Source organism: Deinococcus wulumuqiensis R12, from assembly GCF_011067105.1.
Lineage (GTDB): Bacteria > Deinococcota > Deinococci > Deinococcales > Deinococcaceae > Deinococcus > Deinococcus wulumuqiensis.
The window spans coordinates 1745904-1757590 of the sequence record NZ_CP049357.1 but is presented as its reverse complement, the minus strand read 5'-3'; the positions used below and the strand labels follow the sequence as shown (position 1 = coordinate 1757590).

General features: G+C 66.5%; 12 protein-coding genes. All 12 read left to right on the top strand.

Features of this window, described 5'->3' with window-relative positions; genetic code table 11:
* Position 1: 1 nt before the first annotated feature.
* The 12 genes from G6R31_RS08575 to G6R31_RS08520 all read left to right on the top strand — a co-directional run bounded on the left by G6R31_RS08575 (position 2) and on the right by G6R31_RS08520 (position 11610).
* Positions 2 to 751 carry a hypothetical protein gene (locus tag G6R31_RS08575; protein ID WP_017870297.1) on the top strand — a complete coding sequence of 250 codons (750 nt, stop codon included), beginning with the start codon at positions 2 to 4 and terminating at the stop codon, positions 749 to 751.
* A gap of 195 nt (positions 752 to 946) precedes the next feature.
* On the top strand, positions 947 to 1330 hold the full coding sequence (locus G6R31_RS08570; protein WP_017870298.1) for a P-II family nitrogen regulator: 384 nt from the start codon (positions 947 to 949) through the stop codon (positions 1328 to 1330).
* Positions 1327 to 2640: an ammonium transporter gene (locus G6R31_RS08565; protein ID WP_017870299.1), complete on the top strand. Its 1314-nt coding sequence runs from the start codon at positions 1327 to 1329 to the stop codon at positions 2638 to 2640. Before G6R31_RS08570 ends, G6R31_RS08565 begins: the two co-directional genes overlap by 4 nt.
* 343 nt (positions 2641 to 2983) lie before the next feature.
* Positions 2984 to 3301: a V-type ATPase subunit subunit G family protein gene (locus G6R31_RS08560; protein WP_025567149.1), complete on the top strand. Its 318-nt coding sequence runs from the start codon at positions 2984 to 2986 to the stop codon at positions 3299 to 3301.
* Complete coding sequence (locus G6R31_RS08555) at positions 3298 to 5379, top strand: V-type ATP synthase subunit I (protein WP_025567148.1); 2082 nt, start codon at positions 3298 to 3300, stop codon at positions 5377 to 5379. Before G6R31_RS08560 ends, G6R31_RS08555 begins: the two co-directional genes overlap by 4 nt.
* Before the next feature lie 19 nt (positions 5380 to 5398).
* A complete protein-coding gene (locus G6R31_RS08550; protein ID WP_017870302.1) occupies positions 5399 to 5695 on the top strand; it encodes an ATP synthase subunit K in 297 nt (98 codons plus the stop codon).
* 1 nt (position 5696) lies between these two features.
* Positions 5697 to 6254 carry a V-type ATP synthase subunit E gene (locus G6R31_RS08545; protein ID WP_017870303.1) on the top strand — a complete coding sequence of 186 codons (558 nt, stop codon included), beginning with the start codon at positions 5697 to 5699 and terminating at the stop codon, positions 6252 to 6254.
* Between the two features lie 18 nt (positions 6255 to 6272).
* A complete protein-coding gene (locus G6R31_RS08540; protein WP_017870304.1) occupies positions 6273 to 7250 on the top strand; it encodes a V0D/AC39 family V-type ATPase subunit in 978 nt (325 codons plus the stop codon).
* Positions 7247 to 7594, top strand: a complete 348-nt coding sequence (locus G6R31_RS08535) for a V-type ATP synthase subunit F (RefSeq protein WP_017870305.1) — start codon at positions 7247 to 7249, stop codon at positions 7592 to 7594. The genes G6R31_RS08540 and G6R31_RS08535 overlap by 4 nt, the downstream gene beginning before the upstream one ends.
* Positions 7595 to 7684: 90 nt before the next feature.
* A complete protein-coding gene (locus tag G6R31_RS08530) occupies positions 7685 to 9433 on the top strand; it encodes a V-type ATP synthase subunit A (protein ID WP_017870306.1) in 1749 nt (582 codons plus the stop codon).
* Entirely contained in the window at positions 9430 to 10845 is a 1416-nt protein-coding gene (locus G6R31_RS08525; protein WP_017870307.1) for a V-type ATP synthase subunit B, read from the top strand. Before G6R31_RS08530 ends, G6R31_RS08525 begins: the two co-directional genes overlap by 4 nt.
* Positions 10846 to 10935: 90 nt before the next feature.
* Positions 10936 to 11610 (top strand): V-type ATP synthase subunit D, encoded by a 675-nt coding sequence (locus G6R31_RS08520; protein WP_017870308.1) that lies wholly within the window; start codon positions 10936 to 10938, stop codon positions 11608 to 11610.
* Positions 11611 to 11687 lie beyond the last annotated feature (77 nt).

Genomic DNA, 11687 nt, shown 5'->3' with positions numbered 1-11687 from the left:
CATGAAAAAAGCTTCTCTCGTTTTGCCGCTGCTCGCGCTGGGGCTGGGGCTGACGGCCTGTGCGCCCACCACCCAGGGCACGTCGCCTGCGGCCACGACCCAGGGCCAGCCGCTAATTTCGGCCACCGGGCAGCCCATCCGCATGGCGTTGACGCCGGGCTTTGCCGACCAGCCCGGCGACGTGTTCCGGGGCATGGAGCAGGTGGGCGACCCCGGCCTGTGGGTGCTGCGTGGCCGGACCCGCGCCGACGTGGACGGCCTGAAGGTGCAGGGCCGGGCGCTGCGTGAGCCGGTCAACGTGGTCCTCATCGACCTGTTCGCCAAGACGCCTCAGGACGCGCTGCTGCGGGCCACCGCTGCGCTCGACGCCGTGGGCCTCAAGCCGAGTGACCGCTACACGCACGGGTATCAGGCTTACCTGAACGGCACGTTTCAGCCCGAGGTGCCTGCCGGGCAGGCCTTCGCCAGGGGCGTCGGCAGCGCCCGCGAGGAGCGGCTGCGCCTCTTCGGTCCCTGGAAATCCGGCGACGGCTACGTGTTTCTGGCCGGGATCGCCGCGCAGAACGTGACCGGGCAAGGGCGCACCTTCAGCGACTTCATGGTGACGCGCGAAGCCACCGCCGACGCCCTGAACAGCCGCACGGTCTTCAAGAAAAAAGGCTACGTGGACCTGCTGAGCAAGGTGGACACCCCCCGCGAAACCACCGCCGACCACGACGGCTGCGCGGTGATTCTGGTGGCCCGCGAGTAGACCTCCGCCGTCACCCCCGGCAAATGAGCACCCACCCCTCCGAGGCGGTGGGTGTTTCTGTGGACCCCCGAGCCGCTTCGGTGGACCGTTTTTGTAATTTGTCCAGATTTATTTTCACAAATTGCAAAAAAGTATCTACTCTTCTCGGTAAGAGGCTGATAAGTCTGCACAATGTCAGCCAAAAGGGGGAAGGGTATGAAGCTCATCACAGCGGTGGTTCGGCCCGAGCGGGTGCAGCAGGTCAAGGAGGCTCTGTTTCAGGCCGGTATCAGCGGACTCACGCTGGGCCGGGTCAGTGGGCACGGCGGCGAGCAGGAACTGGTCGAGCACTACCGGGGCACGCGGGTCATGATCGAATTTCGTGACAAGGTGGAACTGCGCATGGCGGTCAGCGAGCCGTTCGTGGAGCCGGCCATCGCCGCCATCTGCCGCAGCGCCCGGACCGGGGAGGTCGGCGACGGCAAGATTTTCGTGCAGCCGCTGGAGCGCGTCGTGCGCATCCGCACCGGCGAGGAGGACCACGCGGCGCTCACGCCCGTGACCGAATCCCGCGCCGTTCCCCTGGGAGAAGTCCTGTGACCCGCCGACTCCCTGCACCGCTCTGGCTGCTGGCTGGCATCAGCCTGCTTTCGTCTGCGTCTGCCAGTGCCGCTGCCCCCCGGCTCGACACGGGCGACACCGCCTGGATGCTGATGTCGGCGGCGCTGGTGCTGCTGATGACGCCCGGCCTCGCCTTCTTTTACGGCGGCCTGACCCGCGCCCGCAGCGTTCTGAACACCATGATGATGAGTGTGGTCAGCCTGGGGCTGGTCGGGGTGCTGTGGATGGTGGCCGGTTATTCGCTCGCCTTCGGGAAGGGCGGCGCGTGGTTCGGCGACCTGAGCCATGCCGGACTCGCTGGCCTGGCCGGGCAGCTCACGGGCACCGTGCCCACGTACGTTTTTGCGGCGTTTCAGGCCATGTTCGCCATCATCGCCGTCGCCCTGATTTCGGGCGCGGTGGTCGAGCGGATGCGTTTCGGGGCGTTCGTGCTGTTTGCCGGTCTCTGGAGCCTGCTGATCTATTCGCCGCTGGCCCACTGGGTCTGGAGCGCGGACGGCTGGCTGTTCAAGGACGGCGCCCTGGACTTCGCGGGCGGCACGGTCATTCACATCTCGGCGGGGGTGTCGGCGCTGGTGGCGGCCTGGGTGCTGGGGCCGCGCCTGGGCTACCCGCGCCGCACCCACCTGCCGCACAATGTCCCGCTGGTGCTGCTCGGGGCCGGGCTGCTCTGGTTTGGCTGGATGGGCTTCAACGCCGGGTCCGCGCTGGGGGCCAACCAGACGGCGGCGCTGGCCTTCATGAATACCCTGGTCGCGCCCGCCGCCGCAATGCTGGCGTGGTTGGGCTGGGAAAGCCGCAACGGGGGCAAGCCGACGGCGGTGGGGGCCGCCACCGGGCTGGTGGTGGGACTCGTGGCGATTACCCCGGCGTGCGCCTTCGTGTCGCCCTGGGCCGCCGTGCTGACCGGTCTGCTGGGGGCCAGCGCGAGCTACTGGACCGTGCAGGTCAAGCACCGCCTGCTGCCGGACGACGCCCTCGACGTGTTTGCCTGTCACGGGGTCGCGGGCATCGTGGGGGCGCTGCTGACCGGGCTGCTGGCGTGGACCACCGGCAGCGGCAAACCGGTGCCCGAGCAGTTCATGACCCAGCTCGTCAGCGTCGTCGCAGCCCTGGCGTTTGCCGGAATCGGCAGTTTCGTGCTGCTCAAGCTGGTGTCGCTCGTCGTGCCGCTGAGGGTGTCGGCCCAGTCGGAAGTCTCGGGCATGGACCTCGGCGCCCACAGCGAACAGGGGTACAGCGAACACGAACTGACTCTTGGGGCCCCCGTGTTTCTGGGTGGCGACTGAGGCGGGAGGCCACGCAATGCGGGCGACACAGAAGGCCACCCACCCCACCGGGGGACAGCGGGTGGCCTCCTCAATTTGTGAAAGAAAAATTAAGGCTGTCCTGGGGCGCTGAACGCGGGCGCGACGCGCGGTTGGAGGTCACGAGGCACGTGAGGAGGGCCGCTGCCGGGACTCCTGCCCCACAGAGAGTGAATTAAGCGTGTGTTAGGATGGTGACGAGTCTGACGCAATCATCACAAGGTCGGGCCATCAGGATTCACCGCACCCTACCCGCGCAACCTCATCCACGGATGAGGCTTTCGTCTGGGGTCTGGCTGAAGAGTGAAGGGAAAGGAGGAGGGAGTTGGACGTTTCAAGTCGAGTCTTGAGTGAACTGGCGAGTCGCGAAGCCGCCCTCGATCAGCAGATCGAGCAGGCCCGCGAGGAAGCCCGGCGCGAAGTCGCAGCCGCCGAGCAGGAAGCCCGCCGGATCGTCTCGGAAGCTGAGGCGCGTGCCGGGCAGTTGCAGGCCGAGCACGACCGCACGCTGGAAGCAGAAACCGGTCGCATTCGCGAAGAAGCCCGTGCCCAGGCTCAGGCCCAGGCGCAGGACACCCAGGCCCGCGCTGCCGGGCGCGTGCAGCAGGCCGCCGAGCAGATTCTGAGGGCGGTGCTGCCGTGATTAGCCCCATGCAGCAGGTCGTGATCGCCGTGCGTAAGCGCGACAGCGAAGCGGTCATCACGGCCCTGCAGGACGCTGGGGTGCTGCATCTCAAGCCCATCGCGGAAGGCCCCCTCAGCACCGGCAACCTCGCCGGGCAGGACGCCCACGAACGGCGCGAGGACGAGCGTCTGCTCGCCCGCGTCGAGAGCACCATCGCCGAACTCGGCACCTACCGCCCGGCGCCCGCGCCGCTGCCCGCTCAGAGCGAGTGGGACGCGGTGATCGAGGCCGCCGCGCAGCCGGTGGCGGGGCTGGCCCGGCAGCGTCAGGAGTTGCAGTCGGACCTCGACGTGGACCGCACCTACGGGGACGCGGTGCGTGCGCTGGCGCGGATGGTCGGAACACTCGACCGCAGCCGCCGGGTGGCGCTGCTGCCGTTTCTGGTCGGCCCGACCGAGAACCTGGGCGAGCTTGACGGCGCCCTGCGCGAAGCCCTGGGGGACCGCTATACCCTGGCGAGCGAAACCGTCGGCGCCAACCGCGTGGGCGTGGTCGCCACCCTGCGCGGCGACCGCGACGCGGCCCGCGCAGCGCTGAGCAAAGCCCGCCTGGGCGAGCTGCGTCTGCCCGGACGCTTCGACACCATGCCGCTGAGCGACGCCGCCGCCGAACTCGACCGCGTTCGTCAGGGCGGCGATGGCCTGCAACGTGGCCTGAACGCCGAGCGTGACCGCCTGGCGCAGCAGCACGGCCCGGCGCTGTACGCGGTGCGTGACGCCCTGAAGGACCGGGTCGCTGTCCACGACGTGCGGGCGGTGTCGGCACGCGGCAAGTACAGCCTGGCGATGCAGGGCTACGTACCCGCCGACCGCGTGGCTGGCCTGCAAGCCGCTCTGGGACGCTTCGGCGACGCGGTGAGCTACGAGGTTCACCCCGTAGACGAGCACCACGACCAGGGCGTGCCGGTCGAGCTGCAAAACAGCGGCTACGCGACCCCCTTCCAGAACACGGTGATGGGCATGATGAGCCTGCCCAAGTACGGTTCTTTCGACCCGACCCCGGTGGTCGCGCTGTTCGTGCCCCTGTTTTTCGGGATCATCATGGCCGACATCGGGTACGGCCTGCTGTTTCTCGCGTTCGGGATGTGGCTGCTGGGCAAGGCGCGGCGCGGCGAAGGCTGGAACGTGCCGCTGTTGGGCACCTACCTCGCTCCGCAGGCCCTGCGTGACCTCGGCTTCGTGACCAATGTCATGGCCGCCTGGACCATTCTTTGGGGATTCCTGACGGGTGAGTTCTTCGGCACCCTGCTGGAGCACATGGGCGTGTTCTATATGAACAACGACCTCCTCAACCGCCTCTGGGGCTGGACCGGCGTGCACTTCGGCGGCACGCACGGCGCGGCCGACGCGGCGCATCACGGCACCGGCCTGATTCCTATCGTGTTTCCGCGTCTGGACACCGAGAACTTCGGCAACATCGCCCTGGTGTTCGCGCTGATGTTCGGGGTGTTGCAAGTTCTCTGGGGTTGGGGCATTCGCGTGCAGCAGGGCCTCAAGCACAGGGACCAGGTGCATGTCTGGGAAGGCCTCGCCATGTTCGGCGGCGTCGGCGCCCTGATCCTGCTGGCCTTTATCAGCCGTGGCGCTCAGGACTTCGGTGCACTCGGCAACTTCGCCGATCCCCGCGTGTGGCTGATGGTGCTGGGCTTCCTGATGTTTATCGTCGGGTACCTGCGCGTCGCCAAGCAGTTCCCCATGCTGCCCATCGAACTGATGTCGCAGGGCGGCTCGGTCGTGAGTTACGCCCGTATCTTCGCCGTCGGCCTGGTGTCGGCCATCCTCGCCAAGCTCTGTACGGACCTCGGCTGGGCGATGTACCAGCAGATCGGGTTCCTGGGCATCATCCTCGGCATCGTCGTCGGGGCGCTGCTGCACCTCTTCGTGCTGGCGCTGACCCTGATCGGCCACGTCCTGCAACCCATCCGTCTCCACATGGTCGAGTTCCTGAACCCCACCGGCTTCAACAACGAGACCAGCCCCCGTTACGCCCCCCTTCGCCGCCTCAGCCCCGCCTCCCAGGCCGGGCAGGTCAAATAAACTTTCAGGAGAAACTGCCATGACCAACACCACCAAGATTGCCCTCGCCGCTCTCGTTCTCGCCCTCGCCAGCACCGGTTTCGCTCAGGAAACCGTGGCTGCCAACGCCACCAACAACGAAGGCCTCGCCGCCATCGGCAAGGGCCTGGCCCTGGGCCTGGGCGCTCTGGGCACCGGTATCGCTCAGGCCCGCATCGGTTCGAGCCTGGTCGGCGCCGCCGCCGAAGACCCCAGCAAGCTCGGTCAGCTGCTGCTCGTCTTCCTGCTCCCCGAAACCCTGGTCATCTTCGGCTTCCTGGCCCTGTTCCTGATCTGATATGGCCCTCGACAAGCTCCTCGAAAACGAAGCGCAGAGCGAGATCGAGCGCATTCGCGCCGAAGCTCGGGGACGCGCGGAGCAGATCGTTCAGGACGCTCGTGAACGCGCCCAGACGCTGCTTGACAGCCGTCAGCGCCTGCTGGACACCCAGTACCAGGCTGGTCTGGTGCGGGCGCGTTCGGCGGCCGACCTCGAACTCAACGCCTCGCGCCTGACCGCCAGCGAAAGCGGCGTCACGCAGGTCTACCAGATGGTCGAGGACTACCTGGAGAACGTGACCAGCGCTCCCGAGTACGGCAACATCCTCTCCCGGCTGATTCAGCAGGGGCTGGAAGCGGTGCCCGACGCCGAAGCCATCGAAGTCAATCCCGCCGAGGCCCACATCGCCCGTCACCTGGTGACCGGGGTGGACGTGCGCGAAAACCCCGCCATCCGGGGCGGCGTGCGCGTGGTGGCCCGTGGCGGCAAGAGCGGCGTGACCAACACCCTGAGTGGGCGACTCGAGCGGGTCAAGGCCGACATGGCCCCGCAAATCAGCCGCCTGCTCGCGGAATAAGGGCCCGGAAAGGACTGTATGCCCGACGACTACTCCTACATCAACACGCGCGTTCGCGTCATGCGGACCAAGCTGCTGGACGGGCGTGCCCTGGACGCGGCGCTCGCGTCGGGCAGCTACCAGGAATTCCTGCGTGTCCTGAGCGAGACGGATTTCGCTGCGAACATGCGTGAAACCACCTCCGAGGGCGCGGGTCTGCCCGAACTCGACCGCGCCCTGTCGCAAAACCTCTTCGACACCACGCAGCGGGTGCTGGGCTTTGCCGACGGCGACGCCAAGCGTGAAATCGAGACCCTGCTGATGAAGTGGGACCTCACCAACCTCAAGACCCTGGCGCGCGGCATCGTCAGTGGGCGCGGCACCGAGGCGATCCGGCAAAACCTGATTCCCGGTGGCACCCTCAAGCCCAGCGTGCTGCAAACCGCGTCGCAGGCGACCGACCTCGCCAGCGCGGCGACGGCCCTGAGCGTCGGCGGGCACCCGCTCGCCAAGGCCTTCCGCAGCGCCGTGACCTCGTACACGACCAGCGGGCGCCTGCTCGACCTCGAAGTGATGCTCGACCAGGGCTACTACCGCCACGCGGCCCAGGTGTCCCGCGACACCAGCCTGCGCCGGTACCTCAGCCGCGAAATCGATATCACCAACGCCCTGATCGCCCGCAACTCGCGCGGCGGGGCGCTCGACCCCAACCTGTTCGTGCCGGGCGGCAGTCTCGACGCCGCCGGGTACAGCCGCCTGGGGACGGGGGACGCCGGGGGCAACGCCGACGTCGCCGCCATCCTGGAGGCCCCGAGCATCGAAGAGGCCGAAGTCGCCGCCCGCTCCGCCCTTGACCGGGCCGCCCGCAACAGCGCGGTGTCGGACGTGGAAGGCGTAGGCATCATCCTCGACTTCCTGCGCCGCAAGGAAATCGAGATCGCCAAGCTTCGCCTGATCGGGCGCGGCAAGTACTACGAGCTGCCTGCCGATCAGATCCGCCGGGAGGTGCAGGCATGACCAGAGGCGAAAGCACCATGCAGCGCGTCGCCGTGCTGAGCGACGCCGAAACCGCCACCGGCTACCGTCTGGCAGGCGCCAGCGTGATCGAGGCCAGCCCCGAGAACGCGGTGCAGACGCTGGAGCAGGCGATCACCGAGGGTGGATACGGCCTGATTGCCGTGGACACCGGCCTGATTCCTGACCCGACGACCGCCACCGCCCGCATCATGCGGGGGCGCGACCTGCCGATCCTGCTGCCGATTCCCAGCCTGCGCGACGCTTTTTCGAGCGACACCGTAGACGCCAAGGCGTACATGGGCAAGCTGGTGCGCGACACCATCGGGTTCGACATCAAACTGTAAAAACGTTGATAGTTGATGGTTGGCTGTCGATAGAAAATCGTTCTGTTTACCGTCAACCCTCAACCACCGACTTCTTTGAAGGAGCATCAAATGACGCAACAGAAGCAAGGCGTCGTGCAGAGCATCGCCGGCCCGGCAGTGATTGCCAAGGGTATGTACGGTGCCAAGATGTACGACATCGTGCGCGTGGGCCAGGAGCGCCTCGTGGGCGAGATCATTCGCCTCGACGGCGACACCGCTTTCGTGCAGGTGTACGAAGACACCGCCGGTCTGACCGTGGGTGAACCCGTCGAAACCACCGGCCTGCCCCTCTCGGTCGAACTCGGGCCGGGCATGCTCAACGGCATCTACGACGGCATTCAGCGCCCCCTCGACAAGATCCGCGAAGCCTCCGGCGACTTTATCGCCCGTGGCATCGAAGTCAGCTCGCTCAACCGCGAGCAGAAGTGGGACTTTACCCCCAGCGTGCAGGTCGGCGACACCGTCGTGGGCAGCGGCATCCTGGGCACGGTTCCCGAGTTCAGCTTCACCCACAAGATCCTGACCCCCCCCGACAAGGGCGGCAAAATCCGCTGGATTGCCCCGGCCGGTCAGTACACCATCGACGACACCATCGCCGAACTCGAAGACGGCACCAAGCTGCGCCTGGCACACTACTGGCCGGTGCGTGCGCCGCGTCCGGTGCAGAAGAAGCTCGATCCCAGCCTGCCCTTCCTTACCGGGATGCGCATCCTCGACGTGATGTTCCCGCTGGTGATGGGCGGCGCGGCGGCGATTCCTGGGCCGTTCGGCTCGGGCAAGACCGTGACGCAGCAGTCGGTCGCCAAGTACGGCAACGCCGACATCGTGGTGTACGTGGGCTGCGGCGAGCGCGGCAACGAGATGACCGACGTTCTGGTGGAATTCCCCGAACTGGAAGACCCCAAGACCGGCGGGCCGCTGATGCACCGCACCATCCTGATCGCCAACACCTCCAACATGCCGGTGGCGGCGCGTGAAGCCTCGGTGTACACCGGCGTGACGCTGGCCGAGTACTTCCGCGACCAGGGCTACAGCGTGTCGCTGATGGCCGACAGCACCTCCCGCTGGGCCGAGGCGCTGCGCGAAATCTCCTCGCGCCTCGAAGAAATGCCCGCCGAAGAAGGCTACCCGCCCTACCTGGGCGCCAAACTCGCCGCCTTCTACGAGCGTGCCGGTGCGGTCAAGACCCTGGCCGGTGAAGACGGCGCGGTGTCGGTGATCGGCGCCGTGTCGCCCGCAGGCGGCGACATGTCCGAACCCGTGACCCAGGCCACCCTGCGTATCACCGGCGCCTTCTGGCGTCTGGACGCGGGCCTCGCCCGGCGCCGTCACTTCCCGGCGATCAACTGGAACGGCTCCTACTCGCTGTTTACGCCCATTCTGGACAAGTGGTACCGCGAGAACGTCGGCGCCGACTTCCCCGAACTGCGTCAGCGTATCGGCACGCTGCTTCAGCAGGAAGCCGCGCTGCAGGAAGTCGTGCAGCTCGTCGGCCCCGACGCCCTTCAGGACAACGAGCGCCTCATCATCGAAACGGGCCGCATGCTCAGGCAAGACTTCTTGCAGCAAAACGGCTTCGACCCGGTGGACGCCTCGGCCTCCATGCCCAAGAACTACGGGCTGATGAAGATGTTCCTCAAGTTCTACGACGAAGCCGAAGCGGGCCTGAAAAACGGGCTGACCATCGACGAAATCATTCAAAACCCGGTCATCGAGAAGCTCGCCCGCGCCCGCTACACGCCTGAAAACGAATTCCTGGCGTACGGCGAAGCTGTGATGGACGAACTCGACAAGACCTTCAAGGCGGTGAAAGCGTGACCCTTCTCCAGAAGGAATACAACGATGTCGCGTACATCTCCGGCCCGCTGCTGTTCGTCAACGCGGCCAGCGACCTGCCGAACGGCGCCATCGTCAACATCAAGGACAGCCGGGGCAAGCTTCGCGGCGGCCGCGTCATCAGCGTGTCCGACCAGAACGCCGTGATTCAGGTGTTCGAAGAAACCCGTGGTCTCGACCTCGCGACCGCCAGCGTCAGCCTGGTGGAAGACGTGGCGCGCCTCGGCGTGAGCAAGGAAATGATCGGACGCCGCTTCGACGGCCTGGGCCGCCCCATCGACGGGCTGCCCGCCGTGGTGGCCGAGCAGCGCCTGAGCGTGGACGGTCAGCCGATGAACCCGGCGGCACGCGCCAAGCCCGAGGAGTTCATTCAGACCGGCATCAGCACCATCGACGTGCAGACCAGCCTGATTCGTGGTCAGAAGCTCCCGATCTTCTCGGGCTCGGGCCTCCCGCACAACGAACTTGCCGCCCAGATCGCCCGTCAGGCCAAGGTGCCCGGCCACGAAGGCGACTTCGCGGTGGTGTTCGCCGCGATGGGTCTGACCCAGCGTGAAGTCAGCTTCTTTACCCAGGAGTTCGAGCGCACGGGCGCACTGGCCCGCTCGGTCCTCTTCCTGAACAAGGCCGACGACCCCGCCGTGGAGCGTCTGCTGACCCCCCGCATGGCCCTGACGACCGCCGAGTACCTCGCGTTCGAGCACGGCTACCACGTGCTGGTGATCCTGACCGACCTCACGAACTACTGCGAAGCGCTGCGTGAAATTGGCGGGGCGCGCGAAGAAATCCCCGGTCGCCGCGGCTTCCCCGGTTACATGTACACCGACCTCGCGTCGCTCTACGAACGCGCTGGCGTGATCGAAGGCAAGCCCGGTTCGGTGACCCAGGTGCCGATCCTGTCGATGCCCGACGACGACATCACCCACCCCATTCCCGACCTGACCGGCTACATTACCGAAGGGCAGATCGTGGTGGACCGCACCCTGAACTCCAAGGGCGTGTTTCCGCCGATCAACCCGCTGCCCAGCCTGTCGCGTCTGCAGGGCAACGGCATCGGCAAAGGCAAGACCCGCGCCGACCACAAGAACGTGGCCGACCAGCTGTTCGCCGCCTACGCCAACGGCCTCGACCTGCGTAAGCTCGTGGCGATCACGGGTGAGGACGCGCTGACCGAAACCGACAAGCTGTACCTGAAGTTCTCCGATGATTTCGAAAACTACTTCATCGGCCAGGGCGACCAGGACCGCAGCATCGACGACTCGCTCACCGTCGCCTGGGGCATTCTCTCCAAGTTGCCGCAGAGCCAGCTCACCCGTCTGTCCAAGGACTCCATCGACAAGTACTACGGCACCAAGATGGACGAGATGTGGCGGGGCGGCCGCTCGATGCAGTAAATGGTCGATAGTTGATGGTTGATGGAAAAAGATTTTAGCCATCAACTATCAACCATCGACGATCAACACAACTGACGAAGGAGGTGAATCATGGCAGGACAAATCAGCCCCACCCGCTCCGCACTGCTCGCCAGCAAGGCCAGCCTCAAGACCGCCAACGACGGCGCCGACCTGCTCAAGCGCAAGCGTGACGCCCTGATCGGAGAGTTCTTCGCGCTGGTCAAAGACGCGCTCGCTGCCCGGGAACAGCTTTCAGGCGTGAGCAAGGGCGCGTACACCAGCCTCTTCGGCGCCAAGGCCTGGGACAGCCCCGAGGCCGTCGAGAGCCTGAGCCTCGCCGGAACCGGCGACTACGCCGTGGACATGCAGATCGAGAGCATCTACGGCGTCAAGGTGCCCAAGATCAACATTCCCGAGCGGGCCGCCCAGAGCCACTTCAGCCCGATCAACGTCGGCGCCCGCACCATTCAGGCGTCGAACGACTTCGGCGGGGTCCTCGAAGCCATCGTGAAGGTCGCCGCCACCGAAACCAAGCTGCGCCGCATCGGTGAGGAGATCAAGAAGACCTCGCGCCGCGTGAACGCGCTCGAACAGGTGGTCATCCCCGGCATCCACGACGACATCCGCTTCATCCGCAGCGTGCTCGACCAGCGCGAGCGCGAAGCGGGCTTTACCCAGAAGAAGATCAAGGCCAAGATCGAGGGCAAGAACAAGGCCGCCCGTGAAGCCGCCGCCGCGACCAGCCACGGCAGCGCCGCCGACTGACCTCGGACGCTGCTGGTGCCGCCCTCCGCGTGGGGGCGGCGCTTTTTCGTTGATGCCCCCGCTCCGGAAGAAGCGGG